Consider the following 21,644-nt stretch of genomic DNA (forward strand, 5'->3'; position numbering starts at 1 on the left):
TTTCTGTAATGAAGCCCTCCGACGCCGTCAAGTGCCTTACTCCGTCGGTTGCGTCTTTCTTCGATTTGCTAAATACTCAGAGGGAACCATATTATATTTAGCCTTAAAGGACCTGGCAAAATAGTTCGGCGTTGAAAATCCTACATGGTAAGCAATTTGTGCGATAGAGAGATCGCTTTGCTCCAACAAAACAATGGCTTTTTCGAGCTTGACAGACCGGATAAACTCAACAGGACTCATACCGGTTATTTCCAGGATCTTATTGTAGAGTGAAGCCCTACTCATCGAAAGATTTCGTGCCATGGCTTCAACCGAAAGCTGCGGGTTGTTTAGATTGTCTTCAATATAGAGAAGTACCCTTTTAATGAGCTTCTCGTTCTCTGACTCTACTTCAGCAATTGTCGAAGACACCCTAACCTGCTTCGCATATGTTTCCTTTAATTTTTGGTTCAACGTAAGGAGATTTTTCAATTTAACGTTCAAGACAGCGAAGTTAAACGGCTTGGTCATATAATCATTTGCTCCTGACTCAAGGCCTCTTATTTGCTCATCCTCGCCGGTTGAAGCGGTTAACAAAATTATCGGAATATGACTTGTCCTTTTATCTGACTTAATCTTTCTACTGAGTTCAATACCGTTCATTTCAGGCATGTTGACGTCGCAAACTATGATATCAGGATGCATGGACAGAGCCCTTTGCCAGCCTTCTTTTCCATTGGTTGCCTCATAGATCTTGTACAATGACTTCAGATTATCTTTAATATAAAATCTAAAATCGTCGTCGTCTTCTATAACGAGCACAGATGTGCCAGCTTCTGATAGCAGTTGAGCGGATTCGTGATTAATATCTGGTACTTCATCCAGATTTGTCATTTGAGGCTGTTCACCTGGATCCAATGGTGTTTCTGAATCAAGTAATCTAAACGGAATAGACACGATAAAGCTACTTCCTCGCCCTACCTGACTTTCGAGGCGTACAGTCCCTCCATGCATTTTAACAAACTCTTTCACAATCGACAGCCCAATACCTGTGCCCTGATTAAGTACAGAAGTTCCCGGATCATGCTGAATAAACCTCTCAAATATTCGTTCTTGCACTTCCTGTGGAACACCGATTCCTGAATCAGACACAGTCATATTCAACACTATCCTATCCTCGGGTGATTGGTGCTCTTCAGCTACAACTTTGAGTGTTATTGCACCGGCCTCCTGCGTAAACTTAAAGGCATTTGAGAGCAAATTGAAAAGTATACGCTCTACTTTGTCATGGTCAAAGAAGACGAATACAGCCGCAACACTAGATGAGAATGTAAAAGATATGTTTTTTCTCGAAGCGACATCTCCGAACGAATCAGCAACATCCTTTATAAAAGAAACAATATCCCCCCCTGAAAGATGAAGCCGTAGCTCCTGCTCCTCCATTTTCCGAAAATCAAGTAATTGATTCACCAGGTTCATGAGACGACGGCCATTCCGCTTAATCATGTTGAGCTGAGTGGAATAGGCAGGCTCCTTGATTTTATCGATCAGTGTTTCAACAGGGCCGACGATAAGTGATAACGGCGTTCTAAACTCATGGCTTAGATTAGTCAAGAACTTGATCTTCATTAAATCCATCTGATGAAGGTGCTCCGCATGATGGCGTTCCTGCTCGATAAGCTGCCTGGCCGCCATCCGCTCTTTCTCCAGTGCGAACTTTGCTTCCAACCGTTTGATCCCTCGATGACGAAACCAAACGATCAAACCTGTTATACTAATTATGTAAAAAATATAAGCGTACACAGTGCGCCAGAACGGAGGAGAAACATGAATAATTACTGAGTGACCTTCTAAATTCCAAATGCCATCGTTGTTACTCGCTCTAACTTCGAATATATACTCGCCGGGATCAAGATTCGTGTAGTAAGCGGTATGCTCCTTCCCTGCTTGAATCCAGTCTCTGTCTACACCCTTGAGCCGATATTCATACTTATTTTGCTCAGAAATTGTATAGTTTAAAGCAACAAAGCTGAGTGAAAAGTTATCTTTATGCTTGAGGTTTATTCGCTCTGAGAGTAATATTGATTGCTTTATAGGTCCATCTTCCGAGGGGGTTACCGGTGCATTGTTTACCCTTAAATCTGTGAGAACTACTGCGGGAACGTTGCGATTCATTCTCAGCATGGAAGGATCAAAATAATTAAATCCTTCTTGTCCGCCAAAGAATACGGCACCATTCGGTAAACAAATGCCGGCCCCCAGAACAAATGGGCTATTCTGGAGTCCGTTATGATGCGTATAGTTTTTGAAAACATGGCTTACTGGATCAAAACTGCTTATTCCGATATTGGTGCTCAACCAAATTTTTCCCTTTTTATCTTCAACAATTTTTTGAACCACATCATTTGCCAGTCCATCTTTCTCCGAATAACTAATAAATCGGCCTGTTTTTGGATTTAACAGGCTAAGTCCCCCTCCATAAGTACCTACCCAGATATTGCCCTTTTTATCTTCATGAATAGTAGTGATATAATTTGTTGGTAACCCACTCTTCTCTCTTGTGTAGAAACTGAACTTCTTTGTTGACTGGTTCCATAGGGAGATACCTCCTCCAAAAGACCCAATCCACATGTTCCCGGCCCTATCGACTGTAAGCGCCCTGATAACAGGGTGCGAAGGATGATTCACATCCTCCACATTCTGCGGGTTATTGAGTAATTTCTCGATTCGGCCCGTATTAGGATTATAGCGATTTACACCTCCTCCGTTAGTGCCTATCCAGACGAAACCATCTTTGTCCTCCTGAATACAAAACACATCGCTGAAGTTCAGATCTGCCTGCCCATTTCCTTTGACATAATGTCGGCGACTGCCCGTGTTAAGGTCGACTACATGTACCCCGTCCAGAAAGGTTCCGATCCATAGCTTTTTATCTTTAGTAATCTCAAGAGCCAGCACCGACAGCGCATTATTATTCCTTGTGTTGGCATTTGATAAAATGGAGAAATGCGAAACATGGCCGTTTAGGGGATTAAATAAGTCAACACCCCCACCATCTGTACCAACAAATACCCCTTTGCCCGGATAATCAGCAAATGAAGTTACCACAGGTGCACTTAACCCCTCAGAATCGAAAGGATTGCTTTCTACACGTTTGAACCGCGTAAAATTGGGATCGTACTTACTAACGCCACCCTGGAACGTACCGACCCAGCTGATTCCATGTTCATCAAAGCAAATTGATCTAATAGATTTTGCTTTCAGACTATTCTCGTCACGACGATTTGCGCGGTATTTATAGACCAGTCCACTGTCAATGCTCACCACATTCAGGCCCTCCTCTGTTCCTAGCCATACAAGTCCATTTTTGGCGACTTTAACAGCATAAATAATATCGCTGCTAATTCCGGCGGGGCTACCGTTGCTCTTATTGAGCGTTTTAATCATTTCCCCCTTGGAACCGAGAACATGTAGCCCTCCCTGGGTTCCGGCGAGAAGATGTCCTTTCTTATCCTCACTAAGAGACAGAACAAACGCTGGAAACTGAATTGCCGGTCCGTTTTTTGCATATAAGAATCTCGTAAAGCTATCATTGTTCCTGTTGTATCGATATAGACCCGCATCGGTCCCAACCCACATTGTTCCTCTTGAATCTTTAAATACAGAAGTGACGGTATTGGTGTTCAGCCTGCCACGTTTATTGCTGTACTGATAAACCGCTTTTATTTTGCGGGTTTTCCGATCCACGACATATAAGCCACTGTAAGATGCAATCCAAATATTCCCTCTGCCATCTTCCGACACTGAGTTAACCGCAACTCCCAAGGCGATTTGATTATACTTACTTAGTTCGATAAATTCATCCCTATTACGGTCGTATATAGTAACCGAACCACCGTTTGTCGCAACCCACAAAGACCCTTCGGAATCTTCAAAAAGAGACGTTACATGATTTGCAGGCAACGATGCCGAACTTCCATTAACGTGCCTGTAAACTTTAAAGGTAGTGCCGTCAAAGCGATTAAGACCATCATCGGTAGCAATCCAAAGAAAGCCGAAACGGTCCTTATGTATAGCGAAGACTGTATTTGAGGATAGGCCATCCCTGGAGGTAAATGTAGTAAAGCTGAGATCCGGTCTTGCCCCGAACAATTGCGCAGACAAGATCAAACCCAAAGACAATAGGGCGGTCCTTATTGAAAACAATTTATTCCACATGTAGAGGTGTTATCGATATAACTGGTTTTTATAAAGTTAAACATCCTCATAGAAAACCCCAAACGATCTCCTGGAATTAATTTGCTATTTATTGGTGAAGTAACTGGTTGACTTCAATGCGTACTAACCTCCAGTATCCACTTCTTAACGTTCTCTTTCGCCGAACAAACTTCTTAAGCTCCGCCAAACCTGAAGTCAAGAACCCTAGAAATAACAAGACCCCTCTTAATATGAATAAGAGGGGTCTCTATCGTCAATCGTACCCAGCGCCGGAGTCGAACCGGCACGGTTTCCCACAGGTGTTTGAGACCAGCGCGTCTACCAATTCCGCCAGCTGGGCATTCCTTCGTTAACGGGATGCAAATCTATTTATTACACCTGATATTTACAACAAAAAAATAGAATATGTTGAGCAGCTTGATACTCAGTAAAATAACTAATTAAGCACATATTTAAAAATATCATTACCCAGTACAAACACCATCAAAGCAACGATAATGACAAAACCTACTAACTGAGCACGCTCCATGAACTTATCGCTCAGCGGACTTCCCTTTACCATTTCAATAATTAGAAAAACTGCATGTCCACCATCCAATGCAGGAATAGGCAACAGATTCATCAATGCCAAAGCCATAGAAAGGAGTCCAACCAGGGTCCAAAACTTCAGCCAGTTTACTTCTGCACCAAACATATTGGCTATACCTACAGGTCCCGTAAATGCCTTTTGTGCCTTAACCTGCCCCGTAACAACTTTACCTATACCTTTGGCATTGTCCGTGAACATGCCCCAGGCCTTGGAAGCACCTATAGGTAAAGAAGCCCATAATCCATGATCCAGACTTTCCGTCGGAACATTCATATCGAGTGAAACACCAATAGTTCCTTCTTCGCCAACAACAGGCATTAAAGTTACCACCTGCCTATTGCGATAGACATTAACATTGATTTTATTGTTCTTTCTCGCCATCAACTGTTGCTGGAACTCATCAAAATAAGTGATCTGCTTTCCGTTTACACTCAATATGCTATCACCTTTTTCAAAACCTGCCGCCGCGGCCTTACTGCCGGGCAGTACCTCTGCTACACGGCTTATTGAGGTCCTGGGCTGAACAAATTCAGTTACTCCATGATCAGCAACTTCATCAAGGATATTTCCAGGAACGTGTATATCCTTGGATTCTCCATTTCTTAATATACTTAGGGTGCCTCCTCCCATTAACACTTTGGAGCTGGTTATTTCGTCAAACCTAACCACTTTAGCCCCATTAACGGCAACGATACGATCTCCTGTTTCAATTCCGATGGCTTTACCTACTTTTCCTGGAACGACTCCGCTGACAAGCTTATCATTGGGGATATAGGTCTCTCCCGTTTTGAAAGTAAGCATCCAGAAGATAAACATTCCCAGAACGATATTTACTGCTACGCCTCCCAACATCACAATCAGGCGTTGCCAGGCTGGCTTTGAACGGAACTCCCAGGGCTGTGGCGGGCCGGCAAGTTGATCTGTATCCATCGATTCATCAATCATTCCGGCGATCTTCACGTAACCACCAAGTGGCAGCCATCCCATACCATATTCGCATCCTTTATACTTAAAACTAAAAAGCTTAAACCCCCAGGCGTCAAAGAATAAGTAGAACTTTTCAACCTTTATACCAAAAGCACGGGCTGCGAAAAAATGACCTGCCTCGTGTAGTATAATCAATATTGATAGGCCCAGCAAAAGCTGGCCCGTCATAACCAATCCATCCATAGTACTTATAAAATCTATTAGAATAATTCTTTAATAATTTGTTACCAACTGACTGGCAAACTTCCTCGTTTCCGCATCCGTCTCAATGAAATCGTCTAAATTCGGATCACGAATATAGGAAACTTCGCTCATACACTTTTCGATGACGTCACTCATCTCCAGAAAACCTAGTCGATCAGTAAGGAATGCCTGAACAACAATTTCATTTGCAGCATTAAGTACACAAGGGCTGTTACCTCCCCTTGCCATTGCGTCAAAAGCAAATCCAAGGTTGCGGAAAGTTCGGCGATCTGGCTGCTCGAACGTCATTTCAGTATGTTTCAAGAAATCAAAACGTGGAAAAGTGTTTAATATTCTGTCAGGATACCCAAGTGCATATTGAATCGGAAGCTTCATGTCGGGTAAACCCATCTGCGCTTTCATAGATCCGTCCTGAAACTGAACGATGGAATGGATGATAGACTGGGGATGTACAATAACATCAATCTGTGCCGGTTCCAAGTCAAAGAGCCACTTAGCTTCTATGACCTCCAGACCTTTATTCATCAAAGAAGCAGAGTCAATGGTAATTTTAGCTCCCATAACCCAATTCGGATGCTTAAGCGCCTGAACCTTAGTTACTGAAGTAAGAAATTCTCTACTCTTCCCTCTGAACGGTCCCCCTGATGCGGTGAGATAAATTTTCTCAATCCTATTCCCTTGCTCTCCCTGCAAACATTGAAATATTGCTGAGTGTTCAGAATCCACCGGCAGAATGGATACTTGATACTTCTTAGCCAGAGCATTCACAAGCTCGCCTGCCACAACCAAGGTCTCTTTGTTTGCCAGAGCGATATGTTTTCCAGCCTGGATTGCCGCTATAGTAGGTCTCAGACCGCAAAAGCCAACAACAGCAGTCAATACCACGTCTATCACGGGATGCTGAACAACTTCTGTCAACGCTTGCTCGCCGGCAAAAACCTCTATCCCCAATCCTTCGAGAGCCGAACGTACTTCGTCGTACTTCCGCTCGTCCCCAATAACCACTTGTAAGGGCTTGAATTCCCGCGCCTGCTCAATAAGCAACCCGGCATTATTCCCCGCAGTCAACACCGAAACTTTAAACCGGCCAGGGTTATCCCTGATCACTTCAAGAGCCTGGGTACCAATGCTGCCAGACGATCCTAATATTGCTATATGTTTCAAGTGTAATAATTCTATTATAAAATAAACGGTGCCAGACCTTCTGCAATCTTACGATCGTTTGATAACCTGGGCACTTTGTTTTGACCTCCCAATTTACCCTCGCTCTTCATATACTGCTGGAATGCTCCCTTAATCAAGCAACGTATAACGAGCGGCTGTAATATATTTCCCTTAATCAGATCAAAGTAGTAAATATTTTTCTTCTGCATTGCTTCGTCTACCTGCTTGCTAAATGCAACTAAATCATCTGGCTGACTAGCGAATTCAATAAACCACTCATGATATGGAAGTTCACCTGCGGATGGCGTCACCTGCGGTGCAACCGTAAACTCGGTAATTTCCAGATGAGATTCTGCTGCCGCTTCCAGCAACGCACTCTCTACTTCTTCCCCTATCACATGCTCCCCAAAAGCAGAAATATAGTGTTTAATCCGGCCTGTCACCACAATTCGATATGGATTTTTTGAAACAAACCTTATCGTGTCACCAATGCTATATCCCCAAAGTCCGGCATTCGTATTGAGGATCAAAGCGTAGTTAGTGTCAAGCTCCACTTCTGCCAAACTCAAACGGCGTCGGTTTTCATTAAAATATTCTTCCGAAGGAATAAACTCATAAAACATTCCGGCGTTTGTCAGAAGCAGCAAACCTCTTTCATTCTGCGAATCCTGATAGGCAATAAAGCCTTCGGAAGCCGGATATGTCTCAATAGAATCAATCTTTCTTCCGATTACCTCCTCCATCCGTTGCCGATAGGGCTCATAATTTACTCCTCCGTATACAAAGAGGCTAAAATTTTTGAATATATCCTTTATCTTCTTCCCTCCCGCCTTCGCAGACAATCGATCGAAATACATTTGCACCCAGGGCGGTATACCTGAAATAAGCGTCATATCTTCAGAAAATGTCTCCTCGACAATCGCATCGACCTTTTCTTCCCAATCTTCGATACAATTTGTCTCATAAGACGGAAGCCGGTTCTTTTGCAAATATTGCGGAATATGATGCGCAACGATACCCGAAAGCCGACCTGTAGCAACGCCATGCTTCTCTGACAACACCGGACTCCCCTGCAGAAAAATCATCTTTCCATTTACAAAATCAGTTTTTCCGGTTTCATGTATATAAGTTAACAGTGCACTCCGCGCTGCTTTGATATGCTCAGGCATGGATTCCTTTGAAATGGGAATGTATTTAACGCCCGACGTAGTACCAGAAGTTTTTGCAAGATAAGCAGGTTTACCTTTCCACAATATATCTGCTTCTCCTTTTACAACCCGCTCTATATAAGGCCGAAGATCTTCATAATCACGCACAGGTACGTTCTTTTTGAAGTCCTCGTAAGTCCGAATTTCATCGAAGTTGTGATCTTTGCCGAACGCAGTATAGCGCGCCTCATCCACAAGCGTAGCCATGACTTGCTGTTGCACTTCCACTGACCTCTTTTTCCACTTATTAATTTGGTAAACTGCCAACGCAGCAAAGGGCTTGCTAAGTTTCGCCTTAAGTCCCATAAATGTATTAAATGATATTCCCCATTAACCCTGGATTGTCTTCTCCATGATACTCATTCATCATCTGGCGATAGGCCACCGCTATGGCCACACTCGACAAAGGGATGATCAGTAACGAATTGACCAGGTTAATCATCGCAGCGGAAATCAGGTCCTGCTCAGAGTAAATTTTCAAATATAGCGCCTGAAAAATTGCAAGAAGCATCAGCAGCATCAATAACTTTGTAAAGTTCCCTCTCGTGATCGCCATACTCAGTCGGATAGATTTAAACGGCGAGCAGTTCCTGTCTATAATAAAAAACGGAAAAAAAGAAATCCGTATCCAGGTAAAAATGATACCAAGCACTCCCAGCGACGTTGCCACCTGAGTAAGAATAACCATCGGTATGCGTACATAGGCCAACGGAAGTATCACTAAGACGATAAGCCCATAAACCACAAGGATACAGAGTACGAAATAAAATGTAGCCAATAGAAACCTCAGAATTTGCCTTGTGGTCGGAAAGGAGTCCTTTACGTAAACGTCCTCATCAGGCTTATCGAGCACCCGAAGTACAAATTTGAATAGTGTAAGCTGGAATCCGAAGTAGGCAACGATGAAGATTAACATCATGAATATGCTCAACCCAATGTTAAATCCTCCGATATACATGGCCAGAATGCCCGAGAGGTTAAATATAACAAACATAAGAAGGCACAAACCTAATACCTTGAAATATTGGCGTTTCAGCACTCTCCATGCCGTTGCAACTACATCATTTACGCCAAATGTGCTTTCTTTTAGAAATTCAATCATGAATGTTTAAGAATTATTCTCTTCCAAAAATCCTGCATAAAACCTAAGCCGTAAGCCATTAGCTGAACAAAGGATGCTGCTATACTTAAAAACGCAACCTTAGCTGATTTGTTCGCATTCCATGAATGAAAGAACAATAGCAGGATATATACAGCAATCAGAAAATTGCATACATCTGCCAGTTTGATGCTTAGCGCGTTTGCAAGCACTGTAAAAATAACAAATAATGTAAACAATGCCGGAAAGAAATGGACTGCTTTCAACTGAGACGGGAAAAATGTATAAATATTTATCCTCGCACGTCCAAAAAAATGCAACTGCTTGTAGAATTGCTTAAAATCTGTACGCCTTTTATGAAATACTTTTGCCTCAGGAATCAAGCCGCTCTTAAAGCCCATCGACTGTATGCGGATACTGAATTCTATATCCTCCCCCAGACGGGTTAGAATAAAGCCATTCGTCGCCTCCCATACCCTCCTGGAAATCCCCATATTGAAGCTTCTCGGATGAAATGATCCACCAATTCGCTTCCTGTTACCCCTGATACCCCCCGTCGTAAAGGGTGATGTCATCGAATAACTGATCGCTTTCTGAACGGGAGTGAATGACGAATGCGCCGCATCAGGACCTCCAAAGGCGTCCAGCTGGTATTTCAATAAATGACGATAAACGATCTCGAGATAATCTGAAGGAATCAGACAATCAGAATCAAACATAATAAAATAGTCGCCCTTGGCTAGTTTAAACGCATAATTGCGAGTAAAGCCTTGTCCTTCATTTTCTTTAAAATAATATCGGACATCTAGCTTATCCCGGTAGCCCTCAACAATTTCACGGGCATCTTTGACAGATCCGTCTTCGATAACAAGAACTTCAAACTGAGTATAGGTCTGAAGGGTAAGTGTATGCAAAAGCTCATCTACCTCCTGGGGTCTGTTGTATAACGGAATGATTATCGAAAAGAACATCAGGCCTCTCTTTCTATCTGGTAAGCATTACGTTCAGACGAATTACGCGCTACAAGTTCCGCAACAAAGCCGGTCAGAAACAACTGGAAACCAACAATTATGGCCACGAGTGCGATAAAAAATAAGGGCTGGTCAGTAACGTTTCTGAACTTGTGCCCCTGAGATATATCATAAAGCTTTTCAGCAATCAACCATACCGATATAACGGTTCCTGCAAAAAAGCTCAGAACACCCATAGCACCGAAAAAATGCATAGGACGCTTGCCAAACTTCCCGACAAAAACGATAGACACCAAATCCAGAAAACCATTTATAAATCGGCTCAGACCAAATTTCGTAGTTCCGTATTTCCTTGGACGGTGTTCTACAACCTGCTCTCCTATCTTTTTAAACCCAGCCCATTTCGCAAGCACCGGTATATAACGGTGCATTTCCCCATAAACCTCGATACTCTTAATCACTTCCCGGCGATAAGCTTTCAATCCGCAATTAAAGTCATGAAGATTGTGGATTCCCGACATTTTCCTGGTAGCCGAGTTGAAGAGCTTGGTCGGTACTGTTTTCGTGATGGGATCATGCCGTTTCTTCTTCCACCCAGAAATAAGATCGTATTTATCGTCAACGATTCGGCTGTAAAGACCTGGTATCTCATCTGGACTGTCCTGCAGATCTGCGTCCATCGTAATCACCACCCTGCCTTGCGCAGCCTCAAACCCGACATTTAGGGCGGCAGACTTGCCGTAATTCCTTCTGAATTTAATCCCGCGAATGTGCGGATGTAGTTTCTTCAGGTCTTCTATTACTTCCCAGGAGCGATCTGTACTTCCGTCATCCACCAGAATTATCTCGTAAGAATAGTTATGGGTCTCCATAACTCGGCGATTCCATTCAACTAATTCTGGCAGAGATTCTTCTTCGTTATATAGCGGTACGACTACAGATATATCCATATGTGAGTTCAACATAGTATTAGTCCTCTGCCCTCATAAAGACAGGAGGCTCTTTTTTAAATATCGCTGCAAAGATAAGCGCAACTACAAAAATTATTATGATAGCTTGCAAATATCCCTGAACCATTTGTCCGGTACTCAGCTCAGCTCCTTCCGCAAATCCGGCATTTACCTTCTCCAATGATGCATCAATTTCATCCTGATTTGCTCCTTGACTTTCCAGGAACGAGGTGGTGACTCTAATAAGGTTTTCCTTGGTCTGAGCTTTCAACCCTGGTCCGCTTACTTTGTAAAAAATAGAATTGCCCACGGTTGAAAAGGTATAGGCCACGATAAACATGATAAATAGCCCTGTTGTTGCTTGCCTCAGAGTCCAGTACCCCCCAACCCGTTTCCTCAAATTCAGTGTCAAAAACACGGCAGCTCCAAGGGGTATCAGTAATGACACAATTAAGGGCGTTGCAACAACAAAGGCAAAACGCGCTGTATTTGCCAGCATATATACCGATATAATTCCGGCAAGCAGCACGATAATACCAAAGATGAGGCCATTAATGGCCCCACCTTTTTTCAATTCTCTCTGATCTAATGATATTTCGGCCACCTATTCTCCTTCATTAAACGCTACTAACATAGAGTAGACTACAGCATCAAATTCCGGATCCTGACTGTAGTTGATGACCTCCTGGACTTCATCATCCTCAGGAGTGGTCTGTAGGAAGAAGCACATCACCGGATAAAACAAATCTCCTATTTCAGACTCTTCAGACAAACTTGCAGAAACTTTGCTGATCTCCTCAACATTACTTTCCATAAGTACCTGGTTGGCTATCATATCTTCATAGATGCGATGCTCATCCTGGAACTCATCCTCATCAACCAACAGGAACTCCTTCAAAAAGTCTTCAAGCTCCGGCTGAATATCCTCATCTTCGCACTCCTGAATATAAAGTAATACGTTCAGCAGTTCTGTCCCACGGTCGATCGTCTGGTTTTCAATTTCCTCCCACTCAGGAGTCTCCAGATAGTCTTCCTCCAGCTTATGCACATCTTCTGAAAAGAAGTTGACCATCAGCAGATCAAAGAACACCTCCCGAAGGTTCTCCAACGATGGCTCATCGTCAAACGCGGCGTCAAGATCCGCAACCTTTTCCATAAAACCTTTCTCAGAATCGAAGACAGCACTGATCTTGTCCTGAAACTCGCCAACTGATTTTCCTGAGATACTCTCAAATTGCGCTAACGCGGCATTGACTGCCTTTTCGATCTGTTTTTCCATAGTCCTTATTGTTGATAATAAAACTGTTCATTGTTACACACGGCCAAAACCCTTCCTTTTAATATTTGACCCATAAAAGGTGAATTGGCCGATTTAGATTTATTGCTGCTTGCCTCAAAGACCCATTCCAAATCTTCACTAAAGAGAACGAAGTTGGCAACCTGTCCTTCTTCCAGAGGCGGTAAAGGCAAATTCAATATCTTCCTCGGATTTACAGCTAGCTTTTCCACCAGCAGTTCAATCGGAAGTCCGGTTTTAAGCGCCAACGGAAGAACCGTTTGCAAGCCTATGATTCCAAACGAGGCAATTTCAAACTCCACATCTTTAAACTCAATTTCGTGCGGCGTATGCTGCGATACTATCGCGTCAATCGTGCCATCTCTTAAGCCTTCCAAAAGTGCATCGACATCTTCCTTAGCTCTCAACGGCGGTTTAACTTTATAGTTGGTATCGAAGCCCTTCAGAACCTCATCTGTAAGTACCAAATGATGAGCCGCGACGTCGCAGGTCACACGGGTTCCCTTCGCTTTTGCTTCGCGGATCAGCCTTACGCTTCCCGCTGAAGAAATGGTGCTGAAATGTATTCTCGAGTCATTGTATTCTGCTAAATACAAATCTCTCGAAATAGCAATCTCTTCCGCAAGGTTCGGAATACCCTTCATTCCCAAAAAAGTACTAACGATTCCTTCGTTCATTTTACCTTTCCCTGCTACTGAGCTATCTTCAGGATAAGAAAATACAAGTCCGCCAAATCCCTTTGCATAAAGTAAAGCCCTGCTCATAAGTCCCGAGTCATTTATCGGCCGGTTACCGTCAGTAAATGCGACTGCTCCTGCAAGCTTCATATCGTAGAGCTCGGCAAGGTCCTTACCTTCTCTTCCCTGACTAATACAACCTAAAGGATGAATATCTGCCAGAAAGCTGGAACTGCGATTTACTATGTAAGAAACTTCCGACTTGGAATGCACGGGCGGATGGGTAGAGGGTTGAAGAGCTAATCCCGTAAATCCACCGGCAACAGCTGCCAGGGTTCCACTTATCAGATCCTCACGGGTCTCATAACCTGGTTCGCCAAAACTAGCGTTAAGATCAAAAAATCCGGGAGCCAGGTAGCACCCTTCTGAGTTTATTACTTGCAGCCCCTCCATGTTGGCGTCAATATTCACAGACAGCTCCACAATCTTACCGTCTTTAATCAATACATCAACAGACTTTTTATGATATTCAGAGCTTGGATAGATAAGAGTAGCTGAGCGAAAGAGTAGTGTATTCATTTGATCGTTAATCTATTAAGTCTTCTGCCCATAATAACGCAGGAGCAGGATTTCCGCAGCAAGGCAAATCAGGGATAAAATTAGACAAAGTTTCCACAACTGCACACCATAATTTTCGGCTTTTATTTCTGATGCCAACATATTGTCAGCTGTGTCATACAGCTTCGAAGCCGCGTCTGGGAAAACTTTCTCAAGCATGTCGTCGCTCAAATAGCTTAAGTCAGATTCGGATGGATTGATATTAAAAGCAACCTTGCTTATTAAACGGTCACCGCGTGTTAAATCGTAAATTCCAGGCTGGATTACCTGGTCCGAGATAAACATTCTGACACCGCTTTCTGTTTGCCTGATATCGGGAATGATTTCGCTGTCCCCATCCCTCAATCTAAGTCCTTCCCTGCTACCTGAATCCGAACTCTTCAAGTTAATTAGTTCATCCTTCCCAAGGGTATAATAGAGAGGCTGATCTCGAAGACTGGAAAATGCAGACTGGTACATAATTGGGACAAAGAGTGAATGCCTTACAAGATTCGAACTCTCTTCATCGGCTGCAACGGCCGACAAGAATACCTGCCCTGCTCCTACTGCGTATTGAGCCAGAAGCAGATGCTTATTCTCAAATTTAAGTAGAGTCCGGCGACTGCTTCTAATCATATCCGAATACCGCACATACGATTTCGCTTCGGGGAGATCCATGTTCCTGGGTATCGCTTGAAAAACGTCTCTGAAGATCGAATGGCTACGATCCATATAGTCCGTTTTAACCGTCTCTTCAACCCTACCCAATGGTTTATCAATACCGAGACGCAAGCTAAGACTTTCCAACTCAGACAGCTTTCCTTCCGAAGGAGGAAAAAGAAACAGAGTCCCTCCTTTACGAACATATTCTGTCAACCGTTGAATCAGACCTTCACTGATGCTTGCCGAACCAGGTAAGACAACCATCGGATAGGCATCGAGCCACGAATAGTTTACATGGCCCACATCGGTATGCTCCGCCTTAAAAAACGCTTCGGACCGATATACTGCATCAACATATACGTTTGGTTCCTTGTTGTCAAGTATGAGAATGGGTAAGGATTCCCTGACGGGATAAGTGAAGAAATACCGGTCATCAAAAGTAAAGGGATTATCAACTATTGCTACACTTGCTTCCTGCCAGCCGCTCGCCGGCGAGTTGAAAGCCAATGTATCCAAAGCATCCTGCCGCCCTTCAATATCAACGCTTGAGAGCGCCTTCTGATGACCTCCTACCTGCAATTTGACGGTTACCTGCTCCGCTTTGTTATCAGAGTTATTGCGCAGTCTAACTACCAGTTGTTCCGGTCCCCCGGGTTTATGCAGTGGCGACACAAACCATAAAGAATCAATTGAAATATTAGTTAGACCTTCAGCCTTAAGTTTAACTAACGAATAGCGGCTCAAAGAGTCGGTACCAACCTGCTGCCCGTCCCAGAGGTTACGTTGAAAATCCGACAGAAAATAGGCGACTTTCGAATTAACTGGCTTTCCGCTGAACAACATATTCTGCCGGTCTAACACTTCTCTGACGCTACGGCTACGTGCGCTTATACGAATAGTATCGACCGCCTCCTGAAATTCCTCTTTTGTCATCAGCCGCTGATGAAGTCCTTCGAAATCATTTGTCACGAGCTGAATCTTCGTATTTGCGCCGTATACGGCCGCGATATCCTTAGCCTTCTTCTTTGCCTCTTCCAATAAGCTACCCTCACGGCTGACAGCTTCCATACTGTATGAATTATCGATATAGACGCTGACATACTTAGCATCAGCTCCAGCAGCACCTTCATGATCAGCAACATATGGCCGTGCAAAAGCGAGTACTAAAAATGCCACCGCGAGCGATCGACACAACAATAAAGCGTAGCGTTTAACCTGTCTTGACCCCGTTGTCTCTAGCTCAACCTTCTTCAGCAACGATACGTTCGAAAAATAGACCCTCTTGAAACGCCTGAAATTAAAAAGATGAACAATTACAGGAACTGCAATCAAGCCAAGCGCAAACAGAAACTCGGGAAAAAGAAATCGCATCAGTCAAAAATACATATAAATAAGACTATCTCCCATCAGGATGAAACACCTGCGTGCCTCCAGACGTTGTACCATGAAATATGGATGTTTACTTTCGCAACGGAAATAACTGCAAAGACACCATAAAACGAACATCAACATGGAAAAACAGAACATCAGCAATCACATTCGTTTCTACGCCCCCCACCACTTCATTTTTTATCCCGTAATTTTGCTACTGATCATATCCGCGGTCTACTATACGATCACTGACAGCGAAAACCGAGTAGTCTTTTCTTTTATCACTGCTGTACTGATACTCGTATGTTGGCTGTCTTACATGACCCGGCAGCACTATGCCTTGACGAATCAAAATCGTACTGTAAGATTGGAGATGCGTCTTCGCTACTTTCAGCTGACCGGCACACCTTTCGATCAGGTTGAAAACCAACTGTCGTTCTCTCAGCTATCGGCATTACGATTCGCATCGGATCCAGAACTTGTCGCGCTTATCGAAAGAACCCTCGAAGAAGACCTGGACTCCAAAACAATAAAGAAATCTATCCAAAACTGGCAACCAGACCACATGAGGGTTTAGTTTTTAATATAGATATGACACATCTCAAAACTTAACCCCACAGATATCGGTTTACTTTAGAAAAGAACTTAATGGAGCGAGAACATATCATTTCAGGAGAAACAGAAGATCAGATCTGGTCGCTGGTAAACGCAGACTTTATTACAAATAAGGACCTTCTTGATTATCACGCAGTGTTGGATCAGGCAGGCCGCAGGGTTGTACTCGATATAGGAATTGATCTCGGAGGAGGATTCGAAAGCGGAAGCGCTTACACCACGTTCAGTTCGTACTTATACGGTCGCGACGCATTTCGCTTCTCCATACATAGACAAGGATTTATTGATGAGATAGGCAAGTTCTTCGGCATGCAGGATGCCGTACTGGGTTATTTGGAGTTCGACGAAAAATTCATTGTCAAAACGAATAGTGAACTGAAAGCCGCTACCCTTTTTGCTGATGATCAGCTAAGACGTATCCTAATCGCATACGAGGATCTGAGCTTTGGCATCGTTGACTATGCCCTCGAAGAAAACGAAGAGAAAGCTCCATTCCTGGAGCTAAAGATTCAAGCCGGGATCACAGACCCTGCCCTTTTGAGAGAAATCTACACCGTTTTTATGCGGGCCGTTCAAGTTCTGGACTAGTCGCCCCCACCCGGCATCCCGGATATTATAATATTCACCTCGTCTTCAGTAGAGCGGAGTCTGGTCTGACAAAATTTAATCAGCACAGCCGCCCGCTTTACTTTTTCCGCGAGCACATCCACCGATACCTCTTCATTATTTATTTCCTGATAGATCTTATCCAACTCTGCAAACGCACTCTCGTATGTCATCTCTTCGGTCATAACTATATTTTTTTTGTAATAGCAGCTTCGTAGCTCTGCTTGTGTAGTATAATTTCAACGTTATCCCCTTCCCCCAATTCACTTCCAATCACATATTTACCGTCTTTTCGAATCATGGCAAAGCCCCTTCGCAGTAGACGATCGGGACTAAGGCTCTGTATATGTTCATTCAAATGCAGGAGATTCTTCTGAGTGGAGGCGAAATAAAAAGGCAAACGAAAACTGATCTGCGCTGACTTCATCATGAGCTTCGAGTTCAGGCTCTTAATCAGGCGAAAGGCCGCCGGATATACACCCGACTGCACATGCTGCAGCTGATAGCGTTTACGCTGAAGGGCTTCCCTCGTCGTCGATCCGAATCGGGACTGTAACATGATAAAGCGGTTTTTCTTTTCGGTTAGCAGGGAGGTGGCTGTTTGGTTGACAGAATCTGACAGCGTGCTAAGACGCTTTTCAAACGAGTGATTATGGTCTATCATGAACTGAGCCGCCATGGTAGGTGTCTTCATATGAACTCTTGCGAAAAAATCCGCAATTCCCTGATTCGTCTGGTGCCCAATACCAGTCAGTATAGGCATTGGGAACAATGCGATACTCAAAGCCAGATCATAGTTATCGAAAGGCAGAAAATCTGCAGGAGCACCTCCCCCTCTCGTGAGTATAACCATGTCGTAACAAACCCCGGAGGTCTTGATCTTCACAAGCGCATCCATTATAGATGCAGCCGCACTATATCCATGAACCAGCGCTTCATAGAGATCTGCATGGAAGCAGTAGCCATAATCATTCGTATTCAGACAATGCTTCAGATCAGCATGGGCATCCGAGGTTCGTGAGGTAATAATCGCAACCTTTTGAATAACGGCAGGTAATGGTAATCGCTTATTCGGCGTAATGTACACCCCGTCTTGGAGCGATAAATACGCTGAATTATTACGCAATAGTAAGTCGAGAGTCTCCTTCCTTTGAAGTTCAATACCCCCAAGGGTCAACTCCGCATCCAACTCCAGGAGATTCAGGCTCAGACCATAAACAGGATGATAGTTTACAGAAGCTCTTAGCCCTATCTTAATCCCTTCTGTAAACTTCTGCCCTGTGATTTGCTCGAAGGCTTGAATCGCCTGCGTCCCTTCACCAAAAAAAGCCGTCCCCTTAATCTGCGCAACCTTCTGCCCGCTACTGATCTGTATAAGCTCGAAATAAACATGACTTCCTACACGCCTCACCCCTGCCAGCTCGGCCTTAATCCAGTAACTTCCGGGGAAAGCCTGACGGAGCTGCCCCTGGACGTTAAGCAATAACTGTTGAAGGGTAAGGTAGGTATTCATGCAAAAACTAGTTAGCCTTAGCCTTCACTGCGGTCTCAGATTCAGGAAGCAAAATCAGCTTGATCATATTTTTCCCGCTTAAATATTTGTTCGCAGCTGCCTTCAGGCTCTCTGGAGTGATCTTTTTTAACGAATCCAGATAAGTGAGGATTTCTTCAGGATCATCTTTAAGCTGATAGGCTGAGCTCAGGTAACTTGACCAGAAGCTGTTTTGCTTTAACTGCAGCTCCGTGGTCCTTCTTTCTTCTGCAAGAAACTTGTCAACATCTGAAGCGTCGGCGCCCTTGGTCTTTATTTTCTCGATTTCATCCAGAGTAGCGGCAATCAGACGCTCGACATTCTCTGGTCCGCAACCGAAAGACACAGTGAAAGAATACCTATTTTTTGGAAACTTGCTATATCCTGCTCTGGCCCCGGGACTATACACGCCACTTTCCAATTCACGCAGGCGCTCAATCAGCTTAATCTGCAGAACCTCGCCCAAGGCTTGAATCTGATTATTATTATCTTCATTATATTCATAAAAGCCACTGAATACCAGTCGTACCGTAGCTTTAGGCTCCTGTCCTTTATATACCTTTTTTGTGATAAGCCCTTCCGGTGTGTTGATATTGAGATCTCTTGCTTCCTCAACACGACTTGTGGACGGCAATGATCCTAGATAAGTAGCCAGGAGAGGCTTTATCTGCTCAAGTTCAAAATTCCCTACAAATGTAAATGTAAAGTCGCTCGCATCAGCGAAACGATCTTTATAGATATTAAGCAGCTTGCCTTCCCTAACCATGTTAAGCTTCTCAATGCTTGGTCCGGTTCTACGAATACTGTAATTGCCCAACACCGCGGATATCGTATCACCAAATACGCTGTTCGGATCGTTAGCCCGATTAGCCAAAGCGCCCCGCTGCTGCTGCATGGTCGATTGGAAAATATCCTTATCCATCCTCGGCTCCGTAAAATAAAGATGAATCAGCTGCATAGCGATTTCCAGGTCTTTTGGGGCTGCGAATGCAGATATGCCTTCCGTGCGTTCAGTAATATACGGACTTACGCTCACCCTCTTTCCATTTAGCAATTTCGGCAGCTGAATAGAATTGAAGGATGCGATACCGCTTCTTGCCACAATTGAACTGGCGAAAGAGGCAGTCTCATACAGTGAATCGGGATATAATGAAGTACCACCCGGACTGAAAGCACTGATCAGTATCTCGTCATTCTTAAAGTCGGTCGGCTTAAGCACAACCTTTACACCATTGCTCAGCGTAAGCTCGGTAAAGCCCAACTTTTCATTTTTCGTCTCAGAAACGACTTTCCCTGCCACAGGCGCCTGTGCCATCAGCGGCTTATCCGATACCTGATCCACATATGCTGCAATACTGGAACCGGCGATCGACTGGATCCATGAACGTACCCTAGCTTCCGTAGGCAGACTCTCTTTTTCCTTATCCGGAGCCATAATAATCACGTCCCGGTTGTTTTCAGTCAAGTACTGCCTGGTAAGACTATTCACTTCATTTAGCGCAATACGCGGAATTTCCTTCTTCGCAAAGTTGTATTCATAGTCGATACCCGGACTTGCCGTTCCCTTCAAAAACAACTGAAGGTATTCCTGAACATAAGACGCCGAATTGGTCTTATCTTTTTCCTTCAGTGCAGCTTCCATACCACTCATATACGATGCCTTTGCACGCTCCAGCTCAGTTGCTGTAAATCCATGCTTCCTTACACGCTCGACCTCGGTAAACACGGCATTAAAGCCTTTTTCAAGCTCACCTGGTTTCGCTACAACCACAGCACTTGCGGCGTCAAGACCCGCCAGGAATGAGCTGATACTGCTCCCACCCTGCAGAAACGGTGGTTCCGCCTGTTTCATCAGCTCCCCAAATCTTGCACCCATCATCTGATTATAAAGGGAACGTATGATATTATGTCGAAGGTCAGACGTCGTCTTAATTTCTTTTTCCGGATGCTTGATAATTACCTGAGCAACCGTGTACTGCATCTCCTTATCGGTAACAGCAACAAACTGATTTTTATTCAGCAGGGGAATCTTGTAGTCGATTCGCTTGCGTTCTTTGGACGGATTCTTCAGATCAGCGAACTTATCCATGATCATCTTTTCGATCTGTGCAACGTCAATATCCCCCACAACGATCAAAGCCTGAAGGTTCGGGCGGTACCAGTCTTTATAAAACTGAGTGATGGTCTCGGCCTTAAAACCTTTCAACACCTCGTCAGTGCCTATTGGCAGGCGGTTCGCATAACGGGAACTGTTAAGAATCGTTGGAAGATACTTATCCTGCATTCTCTGCTGGGCGCCTTTTCCAAGTCGCTTTTCTTCCAGCACAACGCCCCGCTCCTTCTCAATCTCATCTGCATCCAGCAAAGCGTCCTGCGCCCAGTCACGCATAATCTGCATTCCGTTCTTTAGAAGCTGAGGATCATCTGTAGGCAGGGGAAGCTGATATACCGTCTCGTCAAAGCTGGTATACGCATTTAGATCAGCACCAAATCGAACTCCCGACTTCTGCAAATAACTGACAAGCTCATTCTTCGGGAAGTTTTTCGTCCCATTAAAGCTCATGTGTTCCATGAAATGTGCCAGTCCGCGCTGGTCGTCATTTTCCAGAATAGATCCGGCCTTGATGGCAAGGTAGAGTTGCACACGCGCTTTGGGTTCGGTGTTTTTTCGTATATAATAAGTAAAGCCGTTAGCTAGCTTGCCGGTTTTAACCTGCGGATCTAATGGCAGCTTGGTTTGAGCCGATGACGGCAAAGTGCTTGAGCCTAAGGCAACAAGCATGATAACGATACGGTTAAGATATTTCATTGATGTCAGATAAAGTAACAGGCTGAAAGATACGATTTTTACACCATAGAGAAATCAATGGTGTAAAAATCGATAACCTCGAAAACTTTATACCTTACATCAGAATGAA

16 protein-coding genes and 1 tRNA gene are annotated in these 21,644 nt (G+C 44.0%); 2 read left to right on the forward strand and 15 right to left on the reverse strand.

Features of this window, described 5'->3' with window-relative positions; translation table 11 throughout:
- Positions 1 to 36: 36 nt before the first annotated feature.
- The 12 genes from B0I27_RS08205 to B0I27_RS08260 all read right to left on the reverse strand — a co-directional run bounded on the left by B0I27_RS08205 (position 37) and on the right by B0I27_RS08260 (position 15,974).
- The gene (locus tag B0I27_RS08205) at positions 37 to 4,197 is read right to left on the reverse strand and encodes a hybrid sensor histidine kinase/response regulator transcription factor (protein WP_106292754.1); all 4,161 of its coding nucleotides are present in this window, start codon (positions 4,195 to 4,197) and stop codon (positions 37 to 39) included.
- A 260-nt stretch (positions 4,198 to 4,457) separates the two neighbouring features.
- Positions 4,458 to 4,537: transfer RNA gene (locus tag B0I27_RS08210), tRNA-Leu, on the reverse strand.
- Between the two features lie 96 nt (positions 4,538 to 4,633).
- Complete coding sequence (gene rseP / locus B0I27_RS08215; RefSeq protein ID WP_106292755.1) at positions 4,634 to 5,956, reverse strand: RIP metalloprotease RseP; 1,323 nt, start codon at positions 5,954 to 5,956, stop codon at positions 4,634 to 4,636.
- Positions 5,957 to 5,986: 30 nt separating this feature from the next.
- Entirely contained in the window at positions 5,987 to 7,141 is a 1,155-nt protein-coding gene (locus B0I27_RS08220; protein WP_106292756.1) for a 1-deoxy-D-xylulose-5-phosphate reductoisomerase, read from the reverse strand.
- 14 nt (positions 7,142 to 7,155) lie between these two features.
- Positions 7,156 to 8,655 (reverse strand): GH3 auxin-responsive promoter family protein, encoded by a 1,500-nt coding sequence (locus tag B0I27_RS08225; RefSeq protein WP_106292757.1) that lies wholly within the window; start codon positions 8,653 to 8,655, stop codon positions 7,156 to 7,158.
- 7 nt (positions 8,656 to 8,662) lie between these two features.
- On the reverse strand, positions 8,663 to 9,451 hold the full coding sequence (locus B0I27_RS08230) for a hypothetical protein (protein ID WP_106292758.1): 789 nt from the start codon (positions 9,449 to 9,451) through the stop codon (positions 8,663 to 8,665).
- Positions 9,448 to 10,419: a glycosyltransferase family 2 protein gene (locus B0I27_RS08235; RefSeq protein WP_106292759.1), complete on the reverse strand. Its 972-nt coding sequence runs from the start codon at positions 10,417 to 10,419 to the stop codon at positions 9,448 to 9,450. The genes B0I27_RS08230 and B0I27_RS08235 overlap by 4 nt, the downstream gene beginning before the upstream one ends.
- Positions 10,419 to 11,369, reverse strand: coding sequence for a glycosyltransferase family 2 protein (locus B0I27_RS08240; protein ID WP_106292955.1), 951 nt, complete (start codon positions 11,367 to 11,369; stop codon positions 10,419 to 10,421). Before B0I27_RS08240 ends, B0I27_RS08235 begins: the two co-directional genes overlap by 1 nt.
- A gap of 19 nt (positions 11,370 to 11,388) precedes the next feature.
- Positions 11,389 to 11,973 carry a DUF4199 domain-containing protein gene (locus tag B0I27_RS08245; protein ID WP_106292760.1) on the reverse strand — a complete coding sequence of 195 codons (585 nt, stop codon included), beginning with the start codon at positions 11,971 to 11,973 and terminating at the stop codon, positions 11,389 to 11,391.
- Positions 11,974 to 12,648, reverse strand: coding sequence for a hypothetical protein (locus B0I27_RS08250; RefSeq protein ID WP_106292761.1), 675 nt, complete (start codon positions 12,646 to 12,648; stop codon positions 11,974 to 11,976).
- Positions 12,649 to 12,653: 5 nt separating this feature from the next.
- Positions 12,654 to 13,922 (reverse strand): dihydroorotase, encoded by a 1,269-nt coding sequence (locus tag B0I27_RS08255; protein ID WP_106292762.1) that lies wholly within the window; start codon positions 13,920 to 13,922, stop codon positions 12,654 to 12,656.
- 15 nt (positions 13,923 to 13,937) lie between these two features.
- Complete coding sequence (locus B0I27_RS08260; RefSeq protein ID WP_106292763.1) at positions 13,938 to 15,974, reverse strand: BatA domain-containing protein; 2,037 nt, start codon at positions 15,972 to 15,974, stop codon at positions 13,938 to 13,940.
- Positions 15,975 to 16,113: 139 nt separating this feature from the next.
- Between B0I27_RS08260 and B0I27_RS08265 the strand changes: the two genes are divergently transcribed.
- Positions 16,114 to 16,551: a DUF6526 family protein gene (locus B0I27_RS08265; RefSeq protein WP_106292764.1), complete on the forward strand. Its 438-nt coding sequence runs from the start codon at positions 16,114 to 16,116 to the stop codon at positions 16,549 to 16,551.
- Positions 16,552 to 16,622: 71 nt separating this feature from the next.
- Positions 16,623 to 17,177: a hypothetical protein gene (locus B0I27_RS08270; RefSeq protein WP_106292765.1), complete on the forward strand. Its 555-nt coding sequence runs from the start codon at positions 16,623 to 16,625 to the stop codon at positions 17,175 to 17,177.
- On the opposite strand, the gene xseB is transcribed toward B0I27_RS08270, so the two are convergent.
- Genes xseB through B0I27_RS08285 form a run of 3 tightly spaced genes read right to left on the reverse strand, consistent with a single transcriptional unit; the run spans position 17,174 to position 21,535 of the window.
- Complete coding sequence (gene xseB / locus B0I27_RS08275; RefSeq protein WP_106292766.1) at positions 17,174 to 17,380, reverse strand: exodeoxyribonuclease VII small subunit; 207 nt, start codon at positions 17,378 to 17,380, stop codon at positions 17,174 to 17,176. The genes B0I27_RS08270 and xseB overlap by 4 nt on opposite strands.
- A gap of 2 nt (positions 17,381 to 17,382) precedes the next feature.
- Positions 17,383 to 18,708: an exodeoxyribonuclease VII large subunit gene (xseA, locus tag B0I27_RS08280; RefSeq protein WP_106292767.1), complete on the reverse strand. Its 1,326-nt coding sequence runs from the start codon at positions 18,706 to 18,708 to the stop codon at positions 17,383 to 17,385.
- 7 nt (positions 18,709 to 18,715) lie between these two features.
- Positions 18,716 to 21,535, reverse strand: coding sequence for a M16 family metallopeptidase (locus tag B0I27_RS08285; RefSeq protein ID WP_106292768.1), 2,820 nt, complete (start codon positions 21,533 to 21,535; stop codon positions 18,716 to 18,718).
- Positions 21,536 to 21,644 lie beyond the last annotated feature (109 nt).

The sequence above is a fragment of the Arcticibacter pallidicorallinus genome (assembly GCF_003002875.1).
Classification (GTDB): domain Bacteria; phylum Bacteroidota; class Bacteroidia; order Sphingobacteriales; family Sphingobacteriaceae; genus Arcticibacter; species Arcticibacter pallidicorallinus.

What these genes read in the sequence shown, in the direction of transcription:
- B0I27_RS08225 (WP_106292757.1), bottom strand. Translation starts at nt 8,655, where the DNA reads ATGGGACTTAAGGCGAAACTTAGCAAGCCCTTTGCTGCGTTGGCAGTT.
- B0I27_RS08270 (WP_106292765.1), top strand. Translation starts at nt 16,623, where the DNA reads ATGGAGCGAGAACATATCATTTCAGGAGAAACAGAAGATCAGATCTGG.
- xseB (WP_106292766.1), bottom strand. Translation starts at nt 17,380, where the DNA reads ATGACCGAAGAGATGACATACGAGAGTGCGTTTGCAGAGTTGGATAAG.
- B0I27_RS08205 (WP_106292754.1), bottom strand. Translation starts at nt 4,197, where the DNA reads ATGTGGAATAAATTGTTTTCAATAAGGACCGCCCTATTGTCTTTGGGT.
- B0I27_RS08255 (WP_106292762.1), bottom strand. Translation starts at nt 13,922, where the DNA reads ATGAATACACTACTCTTTCGCTCAGCTACTCTTATCTATCCAAGCTCT.
- xseA (WP_106292767.1), bottom strand. Translation starts at nt 18,708, where the DNA reads ATGAATACCTACCTTACCCTTCAACAGTTATTGCTTAACGTCCAGGGG.
- B0I27_RS08260 (WP_106292763.1), bottom strand. Translation starts at nt 15,974, where the DNA reads ATGCGATTTCTTTTTCCCGAGTTTCTGTTTGCGCTTGGCTTGATTGCA.
- rseP (WP_106292755.1), bottom strand. Translation starts at nt 5,956, where the DNA reads ATGGATGGATTGGTTATGACGGGCCAGCTTTTGCTGGGCCTATCAATA.
- B0I27_RS08250 (WP_106292761.1), bottom strand. Translation starts at nt 12,648, where the DNA reads ATGGAAAAACAGATCGAAAAGGCAGTCAATGCCGCGTTAGCGCAATTT.
- B0I27_RS08240 (WP_106292955.1), bottom strand. Translation starts at nt 11,369, where the DNA reads ATGGATATATCTGTAGTCGTACCGCTATATAACGAAGAAGAATCTCTG.
- B0I27_RS08235 (WP_106292759.1), bottom strand. Translation starts at nt 10,419, where the DNA reads ATGTTCTTTTCGATAATCATTCCGTTATACAACAGACCCCAGGAGGTA.
- B0I27_RS08285 (WP_106292768.1), bottom strand. Translation starts at nt 21,535, where the DNA reads ATGAAATATCTTAACCGTATCGTTATCATGCTTGTTGCCTTAGGCTCA.
- B0I27_RS08265 (WP_106292764.1), top strand. Translation starts at nt 16,114, where the DNA reads ATGGAAAAACAGAACATCAGCAATCACATTCGTTTCTACGCCCCCCAC.
- B0I27_RS08230 (WP_106292758.1), bottom strand. Translation starts at nt 9,451, where the DNA reads ATGATTGAATTTCTAAAAGAAAGCACATTTGGCGTAAATGATGTAGTT.